Source organism: Streptomyces sp. SudanB5_2050 (assembly GCF_964272335.1).
Classification (GTDB): Bacteria; Actinomycetota; Actinomycetes; order Streptomycetales; family Streptomycetaceae; genus Streptomyces; species Streptomyces rochei.
Genome location: NZ_OZ186760.1, coordinates 1,831,219 through 1,851,533, shown reverse-complemented (window position 1 = coordinate 1,851,533; position 20,315 = coordinate 1,831,219). Strand labels below are relative to the sequence as shown.

The 20,315-nt window shown below is 73.8% G+C and carries 19 protein-coding genes; 7 read left to right on the top strand and 12 right to left on the bottom strand.

The window, feature by feature from the left end; genetic code table 11:
• Positions 1-512: 512 nt before the first annotated feature.
• Positions 513-1,595, top strand: a complete 1,083-nt coding sequence (locus ACFZP7_RS08235) for a S1 family peptidase (protein WP_385634147.1) — start codon at positions 513-515, stop codon at positions 1,593-1,595.
• Positions 1,596-1,687: 92 nt separating this feature from the next.
• On the opposite strand, the gene ACFZP7_RS08230 is transcribed toward ACFZP7_RS08235, so the two are convergent.
• Positions 1,688-2,746: an ABC transporter permease gene (locus tag ACFZP7_RS08230; protein WP_031016778.1), complete on the bottom strand. Its 1,059-nt coding sequence runs from the start codon at positions 2,744-2,746 to the stop codon at positions 1,688-1,690.
• A 152-nt stretch (positions 2,747-2,898) separates the two neighbouring features.
• Here ACFZP7_RS08230 and ACFZP7_RS08225 point away from each other — a divergent pair, with 152 nt between their 5' ends.
• Positions 2,899-6,435, top strand: a complete 3,537-nt coding sequence (locus tag ACFZP7_RS08225) for a DNA polymerase III subunit alpha (protein WP_385634146.1) — start codon at positions 2,899-2,901, stop codon at positions 6,433-6,435.
• A complete protein-coding gene (locus ACFZP7_RS08220; protein ID WP_031016776.1) occupies positions 6,432-7,400 on the top strand; it encodes a DNA polymerase thumb domain-containing protein in 969 nt (322 codons plus the stop codon). Before ACFZP7_RS08225 ends, ACFZP7_RS08220 begins: the two co-directional genes overlap by 4 nt.
• Positions 7,401-7,412: 12 nt before the next feature.
• Here ACFZP7_RS08220 and ACFZP7_RS08215 read toward each other — a convergent pair whose 3' ends face one another.
• Positions 7,413-7,787 (bottom strand): cupin domain-containing protein, encoded by a 375-nt coding sequence (locus tag ACFZP7_RS08215; protein WP_029393220.1) that lies wholly within the window; start codon positions 7,785-7,787, stop codon positions 7,413-7,415.
• Positions 7,788-7,886: 99 nt separating this feature from the next.
• Here ACFZP7_RS08215 and ACFZP7_RS08210 point away from each other — a divergent pair, with 99 nt between their 5' ends.
• Positions 7,887-8,333, top strand: coding sequence for a MarR family winged helix-turn-helix transcriptional regulator (locus ACFZP7_RS08210; protein WP_031016775.1), 447 nt, complete (start codon positions 7,887-7,889; stop codon positions 8,331-8,333).
• 88 nt (positions 8,334-8,421) lie between these two features.
• On the opposite strand, the gene ACFZP7_RS08205 is transcribed toward ACFZP7_RS08210, so the two are convergent.
• Positions 8,422-9,498 carry a lytic polysaccharide monooxygenase gene (locus tag ACFZP7_RS08205; RefSeq protein WP_031016774.1) on the bottom strand — a complete coding sequence of 359 codons (1,077 nt, stop codon included), beginning with the start codon at positions 9,496-9,498 and terminating at the stop codon, positions 8,422-8,424.
• 177 nt (positions 9,499-9,675) lie between these two features.
• On the opposite strand from ACFZP7_RS08205, the gene ACFZP7_RS08200 reads away from it, so the two are divergent.
• Positions 9,676-10,134, top strand: coding sequence for a GNAT family N-acetyltransferase (locus tag ACFZP7_RS08200; protein WP_031016773.1), 459 nt, complete (start codon positions 9,676-9,678; stop codon positions 10,132-10,134).
• A 25-nt stretch (positions 10,135-10,159) separates the two neighbouring features.
• On the opposite strand, the gene ACFZP7_RS08195 is transcribed toward ACFZP7_RS08200, so the two are convergent.
• The 3 genes from ACFZP7_RS08195 to ACFZP7_RS08185 all read right to left on the bottom strand — a co-directional run bounded on the left by ACFZP7_RS08195 (position 10,160) and on the right by ACFZP7_RS08185 (position 11,900).
• Positions 10,160-10,294 carry a hypothetical protein gene (locus ACFZP7_RS08195; RefSeq protein WP_019325319.1) on the bottom strand — a complete coding sequence of 45 codons (135 nt, stop codon included), beginning with the start codon at positions 10,292-10,294 and terminating at the stop codon, positions 10,160-10,162.
• A 201-nt stretch (positions 10,295-10,495) separates the two neighbouring features.
• A complete protein-coding gene (locus ACFZP7_RS08190; protein WP_031016772.1) occupies positions 10,496-10,996 on the bottom strand; it encodes a DUF402 domain-containing protein in 501 nt (166 codons plus the stop codon).
• Positions 10,977-11,900, bottom strand: a complete 924-nt coding sequence (locus ACFZP7_RS08185) for a GNAT family N-acetyltransferase (protein WP_031016771.1) — start codon at positions 11,898-11,900, stop codon at positions 10,977-10,979. Before ACFZP7_RS08185 ends, ACFZP7_RS08190 begins: the two co-directional genes overlap by 20 nt.
• 71 nt (positions 11,901-11,971) lie before the next feature.
• Here ACFZP7_RS08185 and ACFZP7_RS08180 point away from each other — a divergent pair, with 71 nt between their 5' ends.
• Entirely contained in the window at positions 11,972-12,340 is a 369-nt protein-coding gene (locus tag ACFZP7_RS08180; protein ID WP_019325316.1) for a GntR family transcriptional regulator, read from the top strand.
• Between the two features lie 81 nt (positions 12,341-12,421).
• Here ACFZP7_RS08180 and ACFZP7_RS08175 read toward each other — a convergent pair whose 3' ends face one another.
• The 5 genes from ACFZP7_RS08175 to ACFZP7_RS08155 all read right to left on the bottom strand — a co-directional run bounded on the left by ACFZP7_RS08175 (position 12,422) and on the right by ACFZP7_RS08155 (position 17,117).
• Entirely contained in the window at positions 12,422-13,192 is a 771-nt protein-coding gene (locus ACFZP7_RS08175) for a DUF72 domain-containing protein (protein ID WP_062138203.1), read from the bottom strand.
• Between the two features lie 20 nt (positions 13,193-13,212).
• Positions 13,213-14,322 carry a DUF5925 domain-containing protein gene (locus ACFZP7_RS08170; RefSeq protein ID WP_046250782.1) on the bottom strand — a complete coding sequence of 370 codons (1,110 nt, stop codon included), beginning with the start codon at positions 14,320-14,322 and terminating at the stop codon, positions 13,213-13,215.
• A gap of 95 nt (positions 14,323-14,417) precedes the next feature.
• A complete protein-coding gene (locus ACFZP7_RS08165) occupies positions 14,418-15,260 on the bottom strand; it encodes a polysaccharide deacetylase family protein (protein WP_051850886.1) in 843 nt (280 codons plus the stop codon).
• Positions 15,253-16,254, bottom strand: coding sequence for a glycosyltransferase family 2 protein (locus ACFZP7_RS08160; RefSeq protein WP_019325312.1), 1,002 nt, complete (start codon positions 16,252-16,254; stop codon positions 15,253-15,255). Before ACFZP7_RS08160 ends, ACFZP7_RS08165 begins: the two co-directional genes overlap by 8 nt.
• Entirely contained in the window at positions 16,251-17,117 is an 867-nt protein-coding gene (locus tag ACFZP7_RS08155; RefSeq protein WP_046250780.1) for a glycosyltransferase family 2 protein, read from the bottom strand. Before ACFZP7_RS08155 ends, ACFZP7_RS08160 begins: the two co-directional genes overlap by 4 nt.
• Positions 17,118-17,737: 620 nt before the next feature.
• Here ACFZP7_RS08155 and ACFZP7_RS08150 point away from each other — a divergent pair.
• The gene (locus ACFZP7_RS08150) at positions 17,738-18,544 is read left to right on the top strand and encodes an SGNH/GDSL hydrolase family protein (RefSeq protein WP_385634145.1); all 807 of its coding nucleotides are present in this window, start codon (positions 17,738-17,740) and stop codon (positions 18,542-18,544) included.
• A gap of 49 nt (positions 18,545-18,593) precedes the next feature.
• Here ACFZP7_RS08150 and ACFZP7_RS08145 read toward each other — a convergent pair whose 3' ends face one another.
• Positions 18,594-20,291 (bottom strand): serine/threonine-protein kinase, encoded by a 1,698-nt coding sequence (locus ACFZP7_RS08145; protein WP_385634144.1) that lies wholly within the window; start codon positions 20,289-20,291, stop codon positions 18,594-18,596.
• Between the last annotated feature and the right edge of the window lie 24 nt (positions 20,292-20,315).

The window sequence follows — 20,315 nt, the reverse complement described above, 5'->3', positions numbered from 1 at the left end:
CGACCGGTGTGCGGGGGCTCCCCTTTGCGCTGGGCCGCCCTCGGCCGCCCTCGGCCGCCCTCGGTCGCCCCGAGCGGCCCCGAGCGGCCCCGAGCCGCCCCGAGCGGCCCCGAGCCGCCCCGAGCGGCCCCGGGCCGCCCCGAGCGGCCCCGAGCCGCCCCGGACCCCCGGCCCCCCGAGCCGCCTCGGGCCCCGGGATGAGCGCCACCGCGTGTAGATGCACACCCGAAGGCCGGGGCGCAAGAGGCGAATTCAGGACAGGGGCGCGCCCGGCCGCACGGATCTCGGTTACCGGCCCGTAGCGTTTGCTGATGCGTCGGCGGCACGAATCCCCCTGGAAGGGACATGAATGGTGAAGGACGTGTGTGCACGCTGAAGTTGTCGTGCGCACGTCCTGAAGTCGACCTTGTGTGCCCCCTGTGCGGTTGGAAGAGTGAGCGCTCGTCAACCAGCCTTCCGGCCCGTGAGGTCCCCACAACCTCCCGGGTCGACCCCCCACAGGAGGACGTGAGTTGAAGCACCGACGCATACCCAGGCGGCGGGCCGCCGTGGTCGGCGCGGGTATCACCGCACTGGTCGCCGCGGGAGTCACCTTCCAGAGTGCGAACGCCAGCGAGGCCCCGAAGGCTTCCGTGCCCGAGACCCTGTCGGTCACGGCGGCCGGAAAGCTCGCCTCCACGCTGCTCGGCGACCTCGGCGCCGACGCGGCCGGCACGTACTACGACGCGCAGGCGAAGAGCCTCGTGGTCAACGTGCTGGACGAGAGTGCCGCGCGGACCGTCGAGGAGGCCGGCGCCCAGGCGAGAATCGTCGAGAACTCGCTCGCCGAGCTGAAGAGCGCGCGCACCACCCTCGCCGAGGACGCCACCATCCCGGGCACCTCCTGGGCGACCGACCCGACCACCAACAAGGTCGTCGTCACCGCCGACCGCACGGTCTCCGAGGCCGAGTGGGCCAAGCTGACCAAGGTGGTCGACGGGCTGGGAGCCAAGGCCGAGCTCAAGCGGACCAAGGGCGAGTACAAGCCCTTCGTCGCCGGCGGCGACGCCATCACCGGCAACGGCGGGCGCTGCTCGCTCGGCTTCAACGTGACCAAGGGCGGGGAGCCGTACTTCCTCACCGCGGGTCACTGCACCGAGGGCATCACCACCTGGTCGGACTCCTCCGGGACGGTCATCGGCGAGAACGAGGCGTCCAGCTTCCCGGACGACGACTACGGCCTGGTCAAGTACACCGCCGAGGTGGACCACCCGAGCGAGGTGAACCTCTACGACGGCTCCTCCCAGGCCATCTCCGGCGCCGCCGAGGCCACCGTCGGCATGGAGGTGACCCGCAGCGGCTCCACCACCCAGGTGCACTCCGGCACGGTCACCGGCCTGGACGCCACCGTGAACTACGGCAACGGCGACATCGTCAACGGCCTGATCCAGACCGACGTCTGCGCCGAGCCCGGCGACAGCGGCGGCTCGCTCTTCTCGGGCGACAAGGCCGTCGGCCTCACCTCCGGCGGCAGCGGCGACTGCACCTCGGGCGGCGAGACCTTCTTCCAGCCGGTGACGGAGGCCCTGTCGGCCACCGGGACGCAGATCGGCTGAGCACCACCCGCACCTGAGAAGTACCTCCGAAATGCCGCTGAAGTCCCGTCCCGCGCGCGAGGGGCGGGACTTCCGCGTGCGTACGGCGCCGGTTAGTCGGCCTGCGTGGGAAGCTCCGCCTCCTGCCGCCGGACGCGCAGCGCGGCGGCCAGCAGTGTGATCAGCGTCCCCGCGACCGCCCACGCCCACAGCACCAGCAGGGACGCGGTCTCGGCGTTGCCCTTGAAGTAGGCGATCGAGCGGGCCGTCCAGGTGCCCGCGCCCGGCGGCAGCCAGGGGCCGATCGCCTGCCAGAACGGCGGCAGCATCGGCAGCGGGAAGGCGCCGCCCGCGCTCGGGTTGCCCGCGATCACCACCAGCAGGATCGCCAGTCCGATGCCGACGATCCCGAAGACGCCCTGGAGGGCGAGCGTGGCCGCGCCCACCGCGAAGGTGATCAGCGCGCCGAGCCCCCACAGGTCCACGACGGCGCCGGGCAGCGCGCCCAGGATCGGGCCGACGATCACCGCGCCGCCCAGTCCGCCGACGATCGCGACCAGTGCCATCACGATCAGCCGGATCGCCGCGCGGCGCGGGTCGGCGGGCCGGGCGCCGGTGCTGATCGCCAGGATGGAGGCGCACAGATAGCCGCCGACGCACCAGCCGACGACCAGGTAGAAGGACGAGAGCCCGTTGAAGTCGCGGGTGGAGGCGGGGGCGACGTCGACGGTCCGTACCGCGCGCCCCTCGGCGCGCTCCGCCTGGGCGACGACGCGCTCCAGGGCGGTGGCGAGGGCGGTGCCGCCGCCGGAGGCGACCAGCAGGGTGTCGGTGCGTCCGGAGGGGGCGACGACCAGGGCGCCGTCGATCTCCCGGTTCTCGATCTGTCTGCGGGCGCTCGCCTCGTCGGCCACCGTGCGCGGATCCAGCGTCGCCCCGGGCAGGCGCTCCAGCCGGTCCGCGGTCCGCTCGGCCGCCGCCCCGGGCGCGACCACCCCGAAGGGGACGTCCTTCGGTTTCGGGTCGTGCAGCGCCCCCACGTAGGAGGCGATGAACAGCAGCTGGAGCGCGAGCACGCCGAGCACGAGCAGGGTGGCCCGCGGGGTGACGGCGTCCTTCACCTCGCCGAGGAAGGAGCCCCTGCGGCGGTCTGTGACCGGGGTGTGCGACATGTCCCCACGGTCCGGGCGGACCGGCGTTTGCGCAGGTGGGGCGGGGCCGAACGGATGTCGCACACGCATTCGAAAATTGGTCTATGGTGGGGGTGAGGCAGTTGGGAACAGATGTTCGACAGGGCGTCGGTTCATGAGATCGGGAGGTGCGTGTGCCGGGTTTCACGCATCTGCACACCGTCTCCGGGTTCTCCGCCCGCTACGGCGCCTCCCACCCGGAGCGGCTGGCCGAGCGCGCCTTCGAACGGGGTATGGACGCCCTCGCCCTCACCGACCGCGACACCCTCGCGGGCACGGTCCGCTTCGCCAAGGCCTGCGCGAAGGCGGGCGTCCGTCCGCTGTTCGGCGCGGAGCTGGCGGTCTCGTCCCCCGAGCCCGAAGCCGACCGCACGGAGACCTCCGTACGCCGGGGCCGGCGCCGTACCCCCGTGCGCGGAGGCGCCTTCGTCGACGAGTCGGCCCCGCGGGTGACCTTCCTCGCGCGGGACGGCGCCCGCGGCTGGGCCGACCTGTGCCGCCTGGTCTCCGCCGCCCACACCACCCCCGACACGCCTCTGCTGTCCTGGGCCGACAACCACGCCGACGGTCTGACCGTCCTGCTCGGCCCCGACTCCGACGTCGGCCGCGCCCTCGCCGCCGGCCGTCCCGACCGCGCGGCGAGGCTCCTCGCCCCCTGGCGGGAGGTGTACGGCGACGCCCTGCGGCTGGAGGCCGTCTGGCACGGCCGCAAGGGCACCGGCCCCGGCTCCCTGCGCCTGGCCGCCCGCACCGTCGGCTTCGCCGCCGAGCAGGGGGTGCGCCCGGTGCTCTCCAACGCCGTCCGCTACGCCGACCCCGGCCAGGGGCAGATCGCCGACGTCCTGGACGCCGCCCGCCGCCTGGTCCCCATCGACGCCACGAAGGAACTGGACTCCGGCGAGGCATGGCTCAAGGACGCCGGTGCCATGCGGCACGCCGCCGAGCGGATCGTCGAGGCGGCCGGCTTCCGGCGCGAGGCCGCCCACCGCCTGCTGGAGCAGACGCAGGCGACGGCCGCCGCGTGCCTGGTCGACCCCGAGGACGACCTCGGCATGGGCGCCGTCCACTTCCCCGAACCGCACCTCGTGGGCGCCGGCCGCCGCACCGCCCAGCGGGCGCTCGCCTCCCGGGCGGCGGCGGGCATGGTGCTGCGCGGCTACGACCGGCGGCCGGGCCACCGGGAGTACTGGGAGCGGATGCACCACGAGCTGGACATCATCGCCCACCACGGTTTCGCCTCGTACTTCCTCACCGTCGCCCAGGTCGTGGACGACGTACGGCACATGGGCATCCGGGTCGCCGCGCGCGGCTCCGGCGCGGGCTCGCTCGTCAACCACCTGCTCGGCATCGCGCACGCCGACCCGGTCGAGCACGGGCTGCTGATGGAGCGCTTCCTGTCCAAGGAGCGGGTGGTCCTGCCCGACATCGACATCGACGTGGAGTCCGCCCGCCGCCTGGAGGTCTACCGCGCGATCATCGGCCGCTTCGGCACCGAGCGGGTCGCCACGGTCGCCATGCCGGAGACGTACCGGGTGCGCCACGCCATCCGCGACGTGGGCGCCGCCCTGTCCATGGACCCGGCCGAGATCGACCGCGTCGCCAAGTCCTTCCCGCACATCCGCGCCCGCGACGCCCGCGCGGCGCTGGAGGAGCTGCCCGAGCTGAGGGAGCTGGCGGGGGAGAAGAAACGGTACGGCAGGCTCTGGGAGCTGGTCGAGGGCCTGGACGCCCTCCCGCGCGGCGTCGCCATGCACCCCTGCGGTGTCCTCCTGTCCGACGCCTCCCTGCTCTCCCGTACGCCGGTCATGCCGACCAGCGGCGAGGGCTTTCCGATGGCGCAGTTCGACAAGGACGACGTGGAGGACCTCGGGCTGCTCAAGCTGGACGTGCTCGGCGTGCGGATGCAGTCGGCGATGGCGCACGCGGTCGCCGAGGTGGAGCGGGCGACGGGGGAGCGGGTCGACCTGGACGCCGTACCGGAGGGCGATCCGGCGACGTACCGGATGATCCGGTCCGCCGAGACGCTGGGCTGCTTCCAGATCGAGTCGCCGGGCCAGCGGGACCTGGTCGGCAGGCTCCAGCCGTCCACCTTCCACGACCTCGTGGTCGACATCTCGCTCTTCCGGCCGGGACCGGTCGCCGCCGACATGGTGCGGCCGTTCATCGAGGCCCGGCACGGGCGGGCGCCGGTGCGCTATCCGCACGAGGACCTGGCGGAGCCGCTGGAGGGGACGTACGGGGTCGTCGTCTTCCACGAGCAGGTCATCGACATCGTGGCCATCATGACCGGCTGCGGGCGCGGTGAGGCGGACCGGGTGCGGCGCGGTCTTTCCGACCCGGAGTCGCAGGGGCGGATCAAGGTGTGGTTCGCGCAGCACGCGGCGGCGAACGGATACGACGCGGAAACGATCCAGCGGACCTGGGAGATCGTCGAGGCCTTCGGCAGTTACGGCTTCTGCAAGGCGCACGCGGTCGCCTTCGCCGTGCCGACGTACCAGTCGGCGTGGCTGAAGGCCCATCACCCGGCGGCCTTCTACGCCGGATTGCTCACCCACGACCCCGGCATGTACCCGAAGCGGCTGCTGCTGGCGGACGCGCGACGGCGCGGGGTGCCGATCCTGCCGTTGGACGTCAACAAGTCGGGGGTCGCACACAGGATCGAACTGGTGTCTGAATCAAGGGGAGCGAAGGTGTGGGGCCTGCGCCTCGCCCTCTCCGACGTGCACGGCATCAGCGAGGCCGAGGCGGAACGCGTCGCCGAGGGGCAGCCGTACGCCTCCCTGCTCGACTTCTGGGAACGGGCGCGCCCCAGCAGGCCGCTGGCCGGACGGCTCGCCCAGGTCGGCGCGCTGGACGCGTTCGGCGCCAACCGCCGCGACCTGCAACTGCACCTGACCGAGCTGCACCGCGGCGCCCGGGGCGGACGCGGTGACCAGCTCCCCCTGTCCGGCGGCCGCAGGACCGCCTCCGCCGGACTGCCCGACCTCACCTCCGCGGAGAAGCTCAGCGCCGAACTGGGCGTGCTCTCCATGGACGCCTCGCGCAACCTGATGGACGACCACCGCACCTTCCTGCGCGAGCTGGGCGTGGTCTCGGCCAAGCGGCTGCGCGAGGCCCGGCACGGGGAGACGGTGCTGGTCGCGGGCGCCAAGGCGGCCACCCAGACCCCGCCGATCCGCTCCGGCCGCCGGGTCATCTTCTCCACCCTCGACGACGGCTCCGGCCTGGTCGACCTCGCCTTCTTCGACGACTCGCACGACGCCTGCGCGCACACCGTCTTCCACTCCTGGCTGCTGCTGGTGCGCGGGGTGGTGCAGCGGCGCGGCCCGCGCAGCCTCAGCGTGGTCGGCTCCGCCGCCTGGAACCTCGCCGACCTGCTGGAGGTCCGCCGGGAGGAGGGGCTGGAGGGCGTCGCCGCCCGGCTGGCCGGAGCGGGCGGAGGCCAGGGGGGCGACGATCCCGAGGGCGGCCCGGCGCGCCGTCGTCTCGCCGGTTCGGACGGACAGCCCGCGCCGGCCGGTTCCGCGGCCCAGGACCCGATGGAGCGGCAGCGGACGATCCGCATGTCCACCGGGTACGAGATGCACCCCTGGGCCGATCTGCGCCCCGCGGGCGAAGGGCCCGCGGTCGGAAGGAAGTTGTGGCACCAGAGTCCGGGGAGTGCGGGATGACCATCCTCTGCGTACGTTTCCAGCTGCCGCCGATGTACGAGGCGGCCCTGCCCCAACTGCTCGGGTTGCTGGAGGAGTTCACGCCGGTCGTCGAGGCGCTGCCCCCTGACGGCGCGCTGGCCGACCTGCGGGGCGCCGAGCGGTACTTCGGGCGCGACGCCGTGCAACTGGCCTCGGTGATCCGCGTCCGCGCCCTCGCGCTGTACGGCGTCGACTGCGTGATCGGCGCCGGTCCGGGGCCGATGCTGGCCCGCATGGCGCTGCGCGACGCCCGGCCGGGGCTGACCGGCGCGGTGCCCGAGGGCGGGGAGCGGGACTTCCTCGCCGGCAAACCCGTCGCCGCGCTCCCCGGCGTCGGCACCGCGACCGCCCGCACGCTGTGCGAGTACGGCCTCGACACCCTCGGCCGGGTGGCCGCCGCGCCCCTGTCCACCCTCCAGCGCCTGGTCGGCGCCAGGGCGGGCCGCGAACTGCACGAGAAGGCGAACGGCGTCGACCGGGGCCGGGTGGTCCCCAACGGCGTCTCCCGCTCCCTGGCCGCCGACCGCCCCTTCGACCGCGACGAACTCGACCCCGGCCGCCACCGCCGCGCCCTGCTCTCGGCCGCCGAGGAGCTGGGCGCCCGGCTGCGCGCCGTGGACAAGGTCTGCCGCACCCTCACCCTGACCGTGCGCTACGCCGACCGCTCCGCCACCACCCGCAGCCGCACCCTGCCCGAACCCACCGCGCACTCGGCGGCCCTGACCCGGACCGCGTACGACCTGTACGGAGCGCTCGGCCTCCAACGGGCCCGGGTCCGCTCGATCGCGCTGCGCGCCGAGGGCCTGGCCCCCGCCGAGCTGGCCTCCCACCAGCTCACCTTCGACCCCGTGGACGAGAAGGTCCGCCGGATCGAGGAGGTCGCGGACCGCGCGCGGGCGAAGTTCGGGCCGAGGGCGGTGATGCCGGGGTCGCTGGCGGCATGACGCCCGCGCGGGTCAGTTGGCCCACGGGGGAGTGAGCACCGTGCCGTCGGCCAGCTCCGCCGTCAGACCGACGGAGGTGGTGACCCAGGACGTGGCGGTCCGGTCGGTCGGGTTCTCGACGGCGAGGGTCGCCCCCGGGTTGACGATCACGGTGTCGCCCGCGGTGACGCGCTCGGTGCGGCCGTCGAGGGTGATCAGCAGCTCACCGGTGAGCAGGTGGAGGATCTCCTCCCGGTCGACGGTGTGCGCGGGCGCCTTCGTGCCCGCCGGGATCTCGCCCCGCCAGGCGCACAGCTCCCTGCTGCCGGTGCGGGGAGCGGCGTACGAGACGAAACGGGCGCCGTGGATCTCGTGGGTCTCGGCTTCGGAGCAGCGGACGATGGGCATGGCGGCCTCCCGGGCGATGATGGTCAAGCGGCTTGACTGATCTGTCGCCCTTAATGGTCAAGCCGCTTGACCATCGCGTCAAGGGTGTTTCAATGCCCTGTGCAGAATTCCGAAGCCATGGCCGTGTCCGCCGCCCTGCTCGCCGCCGCCGGTGAACTCACCCGGCGCATCCACGAAGGCGTCGTCGCCCGCGGCTTCGAGGGAGTGCGGCCCGCGCACGGTTTCGCGTTCACCCGGCTCGCCCCGGACGGGGCGACGGTCACCGAGCTCGCCGGGCACCTCAGGGTGACCAAGCAGGCCGCCAGTCAGCTCGTCGAGGAGCTGGTCCGCAGGGGGTACGTCGAACGCCGGCCGCACCCCGCCGACGCGCGCGCACGGCTGGTCGTGCTGACCGAGGCCGGGTGGGCCTGCACGCGGGCCGCGGAGGAGGCGGCGGCGGATGCCGTGGCCGAGTGGGCCGACGCGCTCGGCGAGGGCGGGGTCGCGGAGCTGCGGGACCGCCTCCTGCGCATCGCGCCGGGCGGGCCGATCCGCCCCGTGTGGTGAACCGCGCCCGGCCCGCACCCCGTACGCCACGCGGGGCTCGTCCGGCCTGAGCCGCCGGACGAGCCCCGCGCCACCCCGTACCCGGGGGTCAGCCGCTGTGCCTGCCCCCGGCGGCCCGCCGGCGCGCCGACGCGAACATCGCGGCCGCCCCGACGGCCAGGGCGGCGGCGCCGCCGACCGCGATGTAGGCGGTGGTGCCGTCCCCGCCGGTCTCGGCGAGGTTCTCGGTGCCGGCGCCGGCGGCCTTGACCTCGTTGGGCTCACCGGCCGCGGCGGCCTCGGTGCCCGCGCCGGACGCCTCGTCCCCGGAGGCGGGGGCGGCCGGGTCGGTCGGGTCCGTCGTCGTCTCGGCGTCCTGGTCGCCGTGGCCGTGGTGCTCGATCGTCGACTTGTCGGCGGCGGCCGCGATCTGCTCCTCGGACGGGGCGGACGCCTCGGGGGCCGGGGCGGCGGTGCCCGGGGAGTCACCGCCCGCGGAGTCACCGGCCGCCGTGCCGCTGCCGCCGCCGCTCGTGCCGGCGCCGCCGAAGGAGACGTCGGAGCAGGAGTAGAACGCCTCCGGGCTGTCCGAGCGCTGCCATACCGCGTACAGCAGGTGCTTGCCGGAGCGCTCGGGCAGCTTGCCGGAGAAGGTGTAGAAACCGCCCGAGGCCGCCGGGTCGGTGGCCGTCGCCACCGGCGCGGACAGGTCCAGGTCGCCCCAGCCCAGCGGCTTCGCCGGGTCGTAGCCGGGCTTGGTGATGTACACCTTGAAGGTGCCCTTGTGCGGCGCCGTCACGCGGTACTTGAAGGTGTACGCGCCGCTGCTCACGCTGGTCGCGGGCCAGTCGGCGCGGGCCAGGTCCATGCCTTTGAACGCCGGGTCGTTGGCGCTGCACAGCTTGCCGTCCGGGATCAGCTCCTGGTGCTTGCCGGCGGCGTTGCCGATGCGGATGCCGTTCCAGTCGTACAGCGCCTGGGTGCCGCCGGCCGCGACGGCCGCCTTGCACGCGGCGGACTTCGGGTTCTCGGGCCCCTCCGCGTGGCACTGCGACACCCGGCTGACCGGGTCGCCCATCGAACCGTGCGCCGACGCCGGGGCGGCGGCCAGGGTGGTCAGGGCGAGCGGGGCGAGGCCGGCGACGGCGACGGCGGCGACCCTGCGGGGCGCGGACGGTGCGGGCATGGGGAACTCCTCGAAACGGTCACTGGGGATGCGGAACTCGGGCCGGAACCCGTGGGGTTGATCAGCAAGCTAGCCCCAAGAAACCGTGAAATCGCCTGCTGGAGGCGGGTGATGGAGATCCTTATGGTCGCGTTAAGGGAGTGCTCAGGCTGGGCTGAGGTAGCTACCGTTCGCCGCATGGAACGAGAGCAGATCCGGCCGGCGTCCGCCGCCGACGTACCGGCGGTGAAGGCCGTCACCGACGCCGCCTACCGCCCCTACGTCGAGCGCATCGGCGTGGTGCCGCAGCCCATGGAGGCGGACCACGCGGCGGACGTGGCCGAGGGGAAGGTGTTCGTCACGGGCGGGCCCGGTAGGGAGGTCGCGGGGCTCGTCGTCGTGGAGGCGCACGCGGACCACCTGTTCCTGGACAGCATCGCCGTCCACCCCGACGCGCACGGCACGGGGGTGGGACGGCGGCTGCTGCGGTTCGTGGACGCGCACGCGAGGGCGCTGGGCCTGACCGAGGTCAGGCTCTACACCAACGCCATGATGTGGGAGAACCAGAAGATCTATCCGAAGTACGGCTACGAGGTCGTGGAACGGAGGGTGGACGGGCCCTACGACCGCGTCCACTACCGCAAGCGGCTGATCTGAGGCGTCTCATGCCCGACCGGCCCGGTCAGCTGTCCGGCCACCAGGTGCGCGCGATGTCCTTGCGGACCTCCGGGCGCCCCGAGGGACGCTCGTCGACCTCCTCGCGGACTCGGCGGGCGTCGGTCTTCTTCAGGGGCTTCTGCACGGTCAGACGGCGCATGGCTGCCTCCTTACGGATCCACCGGGTTCCGCGTTCTCACGGAGGTAGACCCTTTCCCCGAGAGTTCCTCATCGATGCATCCCTGTCAGTGGCGGTTCTCACGTCCCCTTGTCCCGCCTGCCTTGTCGGGCCGGATGTCACTCCGGGCACAGGGGCGGTGACGGTGACGACGCGGGCACCGTGCGTGGCGGCCGGACTCCGTCACGCCAGCAGCGCGGTGAAGTCCGCTCCGCGTGCCAGCCGCTCCAGTTCGTCCAGTGCGGCCACCGCGGCGGCGGCGGACTCGGGGTCGCGCTCCGGCAGGCCGCTCCGCGCGAACTCGTCCTCGTCGAGGCGCCGTACGTCCGTGCCGTCCGCGGAGCGCCACAGGTCGAGGTCGAGGTCCTCGACGACCAGTTCCGCGCCGGTGAGCACGGCGGGTCGCGTGATGTCGCAGTACCAGCCCTTCAGCGCACCGGCCGCCGTGCGGACCTCCTTCACCGAGTACCACCGGTCGCGCCAGTAGTACTCGGTGAAGACGTCACCGGCCTCGAAGCGCACGAAGCCGAAGTCGCGGGCGCCGGCGCCCGCCCAGGGGGCGCGGACGGCGAGCCGGGTGCCGTCGTCGTGCAGCAGCACGCCCCCGTACCGGATCTTCGTGCGGCCCGCCTTGACCAGGACGACGTCCACCTCGGCAGGCGGCTCAGCCGAGTTCACGGACATGGCGCACCTCCGTCCCGCAGATCGCGTACCCGAGCCACTTGTTGATGGCGAGCATCGGGCCGTTGTCCGTGTCGTTGCCGGTCAGGGCCTCCGTGTACCCGGCGGCGCGGGCGCGGCGCAGGGAGTCGGTCTTGGTGAGCTTGGCCAGGCCCCGGCCGCGGTGGGCGCGGGCGGTGCCGGTCATCGCGGTCGAGTACCGGGTGCCGTCCGTGTAGGCCACGCTGAAGGCGGCGGGCCGGCCGTCGACGACCGCGACCGTGGTCAGCTCACGGTTCAGCAGCGGGTGCCGCCAGGTCTCCGCGAGCCACGCCTCGTAGTCCGTGAACTCGACGTCGACGTCGCTCGGTTCGTCCGCCAGCGTCTCCGCGTCCAGTTCGAACAGCGGGCGGGGATCGTCCGCGAAGTCGGCGGCGGAGCACAGCTCGACGCCCGGCGCGGGCGGCGGCTCCGGCAGCGCGGCGTTCGCCAGGTCCAGGCGGAGGAAGTGGGCCGAGCGCCGTCGCCCGTAACCGTGCCGTGCGGCGAAGGCCAGGCAGGCGGGCTCGTCCAGCACCCACGCGAACACCTTCGTCGCCCCCTCCGTGGCGAGGTACTCCTCGGCCGTGCGCACCAGCAGTCCGCCGGCGCCGCGGCGGACCCGGTCCGGGCGGACATAGGCGTTGAGGTACGCCTGGCCGGGCTCCGGACTGTCGTGCACCAGCCCGAGCTGCGCCGTGCCGATCGTCTCCCCGTCCTCCTCCACGACGAGGGACCGGCTCCGGGCGTCCGGGTGCGTGTGCACGAGGTGGTGGACGACGCCCTCCGGCGTCCACAGGATGTACGGCAGGGCCAGGTGCCGGACATGCGCGAAGGCGGCGACATCGGCCGGGTCGTCGGGACGCAGGTCGCGTACGAGTACGGTCATGTGGGCGCACGCTACGGCGCAGGGACGCCGGGGTGCCTCTCATTTTTCCGGGGATACGGGACAATCGCCGGGTGAGCTTGCAGATCCACATCGATGACGGAACCCCGCCCTACGAGCAGGTGCGCGCGCAGATCTCCGAACAGGCGCGGTCGGGGGCGCTGCCGGTCGGCTACCGGCTGCCGACCGTGCGCGGGCTGGCCGAGACCCTCGGGCTCGCCGCGAACACGGTCGCCAAGGCGTACCGGGCGCTGGAGGGGGACGGGGTGATCGAGACGCGGGGGCGCAACGGAACGTTCGTCGCCGCCGCGGGGTCGGCGGCGGAGCGCGAGCTGGCCTCCGCGGCGCGGGGATACGCCGAGCGCGCCCGGCGGCTCGGGGTGGCGGAGGAGGACGCGGTGGCCGCGGTGCGGGACGCGGTGCGGGCGGCCTACGGGGACTGAGCGCCGTTCCGCCGTCGGCCGGGGGCTGCCCGTGGGTCCGGTGTGACTGGTCGCGTCCGCGCGGCGGAGCCGCGCCGTGTCTCAGCCCCGCGCCTCTGCGGGGAGCGTCCGGGTGACCGTCAGGTTCGCCGCGCGGGCCGATGCGGCGAAGAGCTGTGCGTCGCCGACGGCCGCCGCGTTCGGGTCGTTGTTGAAGTACGCGTACACGTCGTGGTCGTCCGTCCAGGTCGTGGCGATGCGGTCGGCCCATGTCGCCAGCGACCGGCGGCCGTAGTGCGGCCAGGCCGCCGCCCGGCCCTGGTGGAAGCGGACGTACCCCCAGTCGGTGGTGCGCCACAGCGGGGTGACCGGGCGGGCCAGGACGTCCGCCCAGCACAGGGCCGCGCCCCGGGACACCAGGACCTCCCGCACCTCGGGCGTCCACCACGACGCGTGCCGGGGTTCCACCGCGACCCGCGTGCCGGGCGGGAAGCATGCCAGGCAGGTGTCCAGGAGGACCGGGTCGGCCCGCAGGGTCGGCGGCAGTTGCAGCAGGACCGGGCCGAGGCGGTCGCCGAGGCCCGCCGCGTGGGTCATCAGGCGGTCGACGGGCTCCTCGGGGTCCCGCAGGCGCTTGACGTGGGTGAGGTAGCGGCTGGCCTTGACCGCGACCGTGAAGTCCGCCGGCACCCGCTCGCGCCACGCCTCGAAGGTCTCCCGGGACGGCAGCCGGTAGAACGCGTTGTTGATCTCCACGGTCGCGAAGGTCTCCGCGTACCGCTCCAGCCACAGCCGTACGGGCAGACCGGGCGGGTAGAGCGCCTCCCGCCAGTCCCGGTACTGCCAGCCCGACGTCCCGACGAACAGGGTCATACCCCCATCAAAGCACCGGGCTAGAGATACAGCCCGGCTTCCGCGCCGTCCCGCGGCTCCGGCAGCGTGGTCGGCGAGGTGCCCCGGCGCAGCGCGTACAGCTCCGCCAGCGTGGCACCCTCGCGGCCGATCGCTTCCTCCCGGCCCGCGGCCTCGCTGCCGAGCCAGTCCACCGCCTCCCGGCGGGTGAGCGGGCCGACCTCGATACGGGCCAGGCAGCGGCCGGGACGGACGACGGCGGGGTGGAGGCGCTCCAGGTCCTCGTTGGTGGTGACGCCGACCAGGACGTTGCGGCCCTGGCCCAGGAGCCCGTCCGTCAGGTTCAGCAGCCGGGAGAGCGCCTGGCCGGCCGTGTGCTTGGCCTCGCCGCGGATCAGCTCGTCGCAGTCCTCCAGCAGCAGCAGCCGCCAGCGGCCCTTGCCCGCCGCGTCCTCCTCGCCGATGGCGATGTCCATCAGGTAGCCGACGTCGGAGAAGAGCCGCTCCGGGTCCAGTACGCAGTCGACCTGGCACCAGTCCCGCCAGGACCGGGCGAGGGTGCGCAGCGCCGAGGTCTTGCCGGTGCCCGGCGGCCCGTGCAGGAGCAGCAGGCGGCCCGCGATGTCCTCCGGGGTGGTCTTCATCAGGCCGTCCATGGCGTCCGCGACCGGCGCCGTGTAGTTGGCCCGGACCTCGTCCCAGGTGCCCGCGGAGATCTGCCGGGTGGTGCGGTGCGGGCCGCGGCGCGGCGAGACGTACCAGAACCCCATCGTCACGTTCTCCGGCTGCGGCTCGGGCTCGTCCGCCGCGCCGTCCGTCGCGTCGGCGAGCACCTTCTCGGCCAGGTCGGCGGTGGTCGCCGTCACCGTGACGTCGGCGCCCCGGTTCCAGCGGGAGACCAGCAGGGTCCAGCCGTCGCCCTCCGCCAGGGTCGCGCTGCGGTCGTCGTCCCGGGCGGTCCGCAGCACGCGCGCGCCGGGCGGCAGCAGCGTCGCCCCGGACCGCACCCGGTCGATGTTGGCCGCGTGGGAGAAGGGCTGCTCGCCCGTCGCGAAACGGCCGAGGAACAGCGCGTCGACGACATCGGACGGGGAGTCGCTGTCGTCGACGTTGAGCCGGATCGGCAGGGCGTCGTGCGGGTTCACGGACATGCCGCCATGATCCGGCACCCGGCCGCCGCGTGCACCCGGTTTCCCGGCCCACGCGGCGCGCCGGGCACGAGCGGCGCCGGTCGCCGGCCGGCGGTTCAGGCGCCGGCCCGCGAGGCCCGTTCCCGCAGCCGCCCCCGTACCCGCCGGGACCGGCGGAGCACGGCGTACCCCTGGGTGAGCGCCCGGTCCCGGGCGAAGGTACGGGCGATCGCGCGGCCCTCGATCAGCCGGGCGAACTCGTCCGGCCCGGTACTCCTGCGCACGGTGACCCGCCGCAGCGCGTACGGCCCCTGCGCGCGGCGCGCCAGGCCGTTGCCGACGGCCAGCGCCTGCGCGTACCCCGTCTCGCGCACCGCCCGCCGCACCCGGCGGTCGGAGTACCCGTACGGGTAGGCGAACGAGGCCGGTACGGCGCCCAGTTGGTCGGCGACGATCTCCTTGCAGTGGATCAGCTCGAACCGCAGCCGCTCCTCGTCGAGCTGGTCGAGCTGCGGGTGGCTGTGGCTGTGCCCGCCGATCTCCACGCCGGCGGCGGCCAGTTCGCGGACCTGGTCCCAGTCGAGCATGGTGTCCAGGGCGCCCCCGGTGTCGTACGGGCCGCGCAGCCAGCCGGTCGTGACGAACAGGGTGGCCGGGAAGCCGTGCTCGGCCAGGGCGGGCAGGGCGTACCGGTGCACGCCCTCGTAGCCGTCGTCGAAGGTGATGAGCACGGGCCGCTCGGGCAGCGGGCGCCCGGAGCGCCAGGCGGCGGCCAGCTCCGCCGTCCCGATCGGGGTCAGGCCCCGGTCGGCGATCGCCGCCATCTGCTCGGCGAAGGCCCGCGGGGTCACCGACAGGGCACGGGTCGCGTCGTTCGGGTCGGCCGCGACCGCGTGGTACATGAGGACCGGTACGCGCGCGTCGTCCCCTTCGTGCTCGTGCCGCCGGGCCTCAGCCATGCGCGCCCCCCTCGACCGGCGCCACCGAGAAGGAGGCCCCGCCCCGCCGGGCCCGCACGCTCCCCACCGCGTAGCCGCCCGCCGCCGTGAGCACCCCGGCGACGATCGCGCCGGCCCGTCCCGCGCCGCCCGGCCGGGCCAGCACGGCGTCGCGCAGCCCGCGCAGCACGCCGGCCGGCAGGACCCGGGTGGCGTACCGGCGTTCGGACTCCAGGCCCTTGTCCGCGCCGACGCTGCGCGCCACCAGCGCCTTGGACAGGCCCTCGGCGTAGGCGCGGGTGCGGAAGTAGGCGAAGTGCTCGCGGACCTCGGGCACCCGGTGGTGGATCACCGCCCGGTCGTCGATCAGCAGCACGGCGTCGGGCCGGGCGCGGGAGAGCCGGATGCACAGCTCGGTCTCCTCGCAGCCCAGCGGACGCTTGTCGCCGTCGCGTCCGATGCCGGTGGCGAAGCCGCCCGCCGCGTCGAACGCCTCGCGCCGGAAGGAGGCGTTGCCGCCGAGCACGTTGCGCACCCGGACCCGGCCGGGCGGCAGGCCGCGGTACGTGCAGCCCACCACCCAGTCGAACTCCTCCGGGAACCAGACCGGCCGGCGCCCCGACGCCCAGATCGGCACCGTGCGCCCGCCGACGGCGATCACCGCCGGGTCGGCGTACCCCTCGGCGAAGTGCCGCAGCCAGTCGCGTTCGGCCACCGCGTCGTCGTCGAGGAAGGCGATCACTTCCCCGCGCGAGGCGGCGATGCCGGTGTTGCGGCCGGCCGACAGGCCGCGGGGGCCCGCGTTGGCGAGCACCCGCACGTCCTCCCGCTCCTTGTACTCCTTCAGCAGCCGCTCGCGCAGCGCCTCGTTGTGGTCGACGACCAGCAGCGTCTCGCGGGCCGGGTGGGACTGCGCCCGCACCGAGGCGACCGCCGCGAGGATGTCCTCCCAGCGGTCCTCGGTGTAGACGCAGATCACCACGGAGACGGTGAGGGAGGCGTCGGGACCGCTCAAGACGCCTTCCTCCGGACCGGGACGACCGGGGCGACGGGCGCGGCGGAGCCGACCGAGGCGAGCGTCGGCGCGTGCGTACGGCCGCGCAGCGCGCGCCGGTTGGAGCGCTCGTCGAGGATCACTCTGAGCACCCGCAGCCCGTCCCGCACCGCGCGCAGATTGCTGACGCCGTGGATGCGCAGGTACTCGTGGCTGGGGATCTCCTGCACCTTGAGGCCCGCCTTGACGACCCGGATGTTCATCAGGGTCTCCACCTCGAAGCCGGTGCAGTCGAGGTCGATCTTGTCCAGGCAGTGCCGCCAGAACGCGTTGTAGCCGTAGCAGAGGTCGGTGTACCGGGCGCCGAACTTCCGGTTGACCACCGCGCACAGGGCGCGGTTGCCGAGCTTGCGGATGAAGGTCATGTCGTCGGTGCCGCCGCCGTTGGCGAAGCGGGAGCCCTTGGCGAAGTCCGCGCCCGACACCAGCGCGGAGACGTAGGAGACGATCTCCTGGCCGTCGGCCGAGCCGTCGGCGTCGACCATCACGATGATGTCGCCGGTGCACGCCTCGAAGCCGGTGATCAGCGCGTCCCCCTTGCCCTTGCCGCGCTGCTCGACGACCTTGACGTCCGGCCACAGCTCCCGGGCGACCGCGACGGTGTCGTCGGTGGAGTTGCCGTCCACCAGGACGACCTCGTGGATCCAGTCGGGCAGCGTCTTGAAGACGTAGGGAAGGTTCTCCGCCTCGTTCATGGCGGGTATCACCACGCTCACCGGCGGTGCTATCGCCAGGTGCGAGGAGACGGGCCGGTACTTCTGGGCGGGAGACTGATCGGACGACGGATCGCTTCCCGTCGACGCCGGCTGCAGAACTGAGCTCATGAGTCTGGTCCCTCTCGTCCGGCGGACCGCCCGCCCCAGGGGCGGTCCGGCTCTGTGTCCGGTTCGAAAGGGGGGTTCTCACCCACGGCGCGACGGGACGGATCTCCGTGCGTGCCAGGTGAGCTGGCAAAGCCTGTCGGCGCCGGAAGCAGACGGCGACCGACCGCGCGGCACGGCCCGGTCACCGAAGCGGTCACCGAGCACGGCACCCCCCTACCGCGCGTCCCACCCCGGTCCGCCGCGGCCTCGAGCCCTCCCCTGAGCCGCTTGCCGACGCACCGGATGCGAGAGATGTATGACGGTATTGACGATTGAACCCCTATGGCAAGACCTGGACGCAGGTCTCACGTTTTTGTTGGTTTGCCGTCATCCGTTCTTCTTGTGGGGCGTTCTCCCGCGGCACGGGTCTCCCTGACCGTTCCGCTTTGCCCCCCGAAGCCCAAGATGCCGGGCCTCAATGTGGCTCAGCCCTCGGGAGAGCGTCAAGACGGCACTGGTGTTCCTACCGGTTTTCGTCCGATTTTGAACGACCATCAGCCATTTATTGGCATGGACACTTCCTGTCAACACGCGTAGCTGCTACCACGGTTGACGGCAGAGATCCTGCTAAAGGAGGTTCCATGAGACGTTCCCGACTTGTCGGCTTCCTCAGCTCCCTCGTCCTCGCCGCCGGTACGGCCCTCACCGGGGCCGCGACCGCCGGGGCCGCCCAACACGCCGCAGCCGACGGCTATGTGGCGCTCGGCGACTCCTACTCCTCCGGTGTCGGAGCGGGCAGCTACATCGCCTCCAGCGGCGACTGCAAGCGCAGCACCAAGGCCCACCCCTATCTCTGGGCGGCCGCCAACTCACCCTCCAGCTTCGACTTCACCGCCTGTTCCGGCGCCCGTACGGGTGATGTTCTCGCCGGACAGCTCGGCCCGCTCGGCTCCACCACCGGTCTCGTGTCGATCAGCATCGGCGGCAACGACGCCGGCTTCGCCGACGTCATGATGACCTGCGTCCTCCAGTCCGACAGCTCCTGCCTGTCCCGGATCGCCACCGCGAAGGCGTACGTCGACTCGACGCTCCCCGGCAACCTCGACAACGTCTACTCCGCGATCCGCGACCGGGCCCCCGCCGCCCACGTCGTCGTCCTCGGCTACCCGCGCTTCTACCAGCTCGGCACCTCCTGCCTCGGCCTCTCCGAGACCAAGCGGAAGGCGATCAACGACGCCGCCGACCACCTCAACACCGCGATCGCCAAGCGCGCCGCCGACCACGGCTTCACCTTCGGCGACGTGCGTCCCACCTTCAGCGGTCACGAGATCTGCTCCGGCAGCTCCTGGCTGCACAGCGTGAACTGGCTCAACATCGGCGAGTCCTACCACCCGACCGCTGCCGGGCAGTCCGGCGGCTACCTGCCGGCGCTCGACGGCGCCGCCTGACCCGGCGGTCCCCCACGGGCGCAGGTCCGTCACGGACCTTAAGCGGACCTCAAGCGGAGGGAGCGGAGGGAGACGGAGAAGAAGAGGAGGAGGCCCCGCCCGTCGGGGTCTTCGTCCCCGGCTCCGTCTCCGTCCGCGTCACGCACGTCACCGAGAACGCCACGGCGTTCGACGTGGCCCCCACAGGCTCCCGCACCTCCACACGCACGGCGCCCTCGAACGTCCCGCTCTCCTCGTGCGTCGTCACGACGACCGTGTCCTGCCGCGACCGGTCGCCGTCCGCGGGGAACGACAGCGTCCGCCACCCGGGGTCGGAGACCGACCCGTCATCGGTCACCCAGCGGTAACCGACCCGCGCCGGCAGCCGGTCCACGGTGAACGTCGCCGTGAAGGCGGGTGCCCGGCCGTGCGGCGGCGGACAGCTCCCCTCGTACTCGGTGTGCGCGCCGGCCACCGACACCCGCACCGACTGCGGCGGCCGACCGCTCTCCGGGCCGCTGCTCCCGGAAGAGGAAGAGGCCGACGGGCTCGGCTCCCCGCTGCTCCCGGTGCGGCTCGGCGCGGGCGTGCTCGCCCCCGGCTCCGGGCTCCCGCCCGACCCCTCGGCGCCGTCACCGCCGCCCGACCGGTCGACCAGGGTGTACGTCAGCCCGGCCAGCGCCAGCACGAGCACGGCCAGCCCCGCCACCAGCACGGCCCGGGCGCGCCGCTCTCGCCCGCCGGTCGCGGCGGTCGCGGCGGTCGCGGCCTGCGCCGTGCCGGGCGGCGCCGACGGCGCGGGCAGCGGGGGAGTGCGGGACGTCTCCGGCCCGGTGCGGGCGGTGACCGTCGGGGCGAAGGGGCCGCCCGGCACCGTGTCCGCCCGGGTGGTGTCCTGTCCGGTGACGGAGCCCCCGGCGCCTACGAGACGCAGGTCCCTCTCGGCCCGCTCGCCGGTCAGCCGCTCCGCCGGGTCCTTGCGGAGCAGCCCCTCGACGACGGGGGCGAGCGCACCCGCCCGGTGCGGCGGCGGCAACTCCTCGTCCACGACGGCCCGCAGCGTGCTCAGCGGGGTGTCCTGGCGGAAGGGGGAGGCCCCCTCGACCGCCGCGTACAGCAGCACGCCCAGCGACCAGAGGTCGGACTCGGGGCCGGGGGTGCGGCCCAGCGCGCGCTCGGGGGCCAGGAACTCCGGTGAGCCGATCACCTCGCCGGTCATGGTCAGCGCGGAGCTGCCCTCGACCCTGGCGATCCCGAAGTCGGTGAGCACCACCCGGCCGTCGTCGGACAGCAGCACGTTGGCCGGCTTCACGTCCCGGTGCAGCACCCCGGCCGCGTGCGCGGCCCGCAGGGCGGCCAGTACCTCGGCGCCGATCAGCGCGGCCCGCCGCGGCTCCAGCGGGCCCTCGGCGTCCAGCACGTCGGCCAGGGAGAGCCCGCGCACCAGCTCCATCACGATCCAGGGCCGGCCGTCGTCGGTGGCCACGTCGTACACCGTGACCACGTTGCGGTGGGCCACCCTGGCCGCGGCCCACGCCTCCCGCTCCAGCCGCGCGTACATCCGCCGCACGTCGGCCTCCGGCAGCCCGGCGGGAGCGCGGACCTCCTTGACGGCGACCTCGCGGCGCAGCACCTCGTCGCGGGCGCGCCACACCGTGCCCATGCCGCCCTCACCGAGGGGGGACAGCAGGCGGTAGCGGCCGGCGATCACGCGCTCACTGCCCGGTTCCTCGGACACCGGCGCCCCCTCGGAGTCTCGCGCGGACATTCCCGGGAACGGGCCCGTGGTTCT

Coding starts and splice junctions, on each gene's coding strand:
- ACFZP7_RS08230 (WP_031016778.1), bottom strand. CDS start 2,746: ATGTCGCACACCCCGGTCACAGACCGCCGCAGGGGCTCCTTCCTCGGC.
- ACFZP7_RS08220 (WP_031016776.1), top strand. CDS start 6,432: ATGACCATCCTCTGCGTACGTTTCCAGCTGCCGCCGATGTACGAGGCG.
- ACFZP7_RS08215 (WP_029393220.1), bottom strand. CDS start 7,787: ATGCCCATCGTCCGCTGCTCCGAAGCCGAGACCCACGAGATCCACGGC.
- ACFZP7_RS08205 (WP_031016774.1), bottom strand. CDS start 9,498: ATGCCCGCACCGTCCGCGCCCCGCAGGGTCGCCGCCGTCGCCGTCGCC.
- ACFZP7_RS08200 (WP_031016773.1), top strand. CDS start 9,676: ATGGAACGAGAGCAGATCCGGCCGGCGTCCGCCGCCGACGTACCGGCG.
- ACFZP7_RS08195 (WP_019325319.1), bottom strand. CDS start 10,294: ATGCGCCGTCTGACCGTGCAGAAGCCCCTGAAGAAGACCGACGCCCGC.
- ACFZP7_RS08190 (WP_031016772.1), bottom strand. CDS start 10,996: ATGTCCGTGAACTCGGCTGAGCCGCCTGCCGAGGTGGACGTCGTCCTG.
- ACFZP7_RS08185 (WP_031016771.1), bottom strand. CDS start 11,900: ATGACCGTACTCGTACGCGACCTGCGTCCCGACGACCCGGCCGATGTC.
- ACFZP7_RS08175 (WP_062138203.1), bottom strand. CDS start 13,192: ATGACCCTGTTCGTCGGGACGTCGGGCTGGCAGTACCGGGACTGGCGG.
- ACFZP7_RS08170 (WP_046250782.1), bottom strand. CDS start 14,322: ATGTCCGTGAACCCGCACGACGCCCTGCCGATCCGGCTCAACGTCGAC.
- ACFZP7_RS08165 (WP_051850886.1), bottom strand. CDS start 15,260: ATGGCTGAGGCCCGGCGGCACGAGCACGAAGGGGACGACGCGCGCGTA.
- ACFZP7_RS08155 (WP_046250780.1), bottom strand. CDS start 17,117: ATGAGCTCAGTTCTGCAGCCGGCGTCGACGGGAAGCGATCCGTCGTCC.
- ACFZP7_RS08150 (WP_385634145.1), top strand. CDS start 17,738: ATGAGACGTTCCCGACTTGTCGGCTTCCTCAGCTCCCTCGTCCTCGCC.
- ACFZP7_RS08145 (WP_385634144.1), bottom strand. CDS start 20,291: ATGTCCGCGCGAGACTCCGAGGGGGCGCCGGTGTCCGAGGAACCGGGC.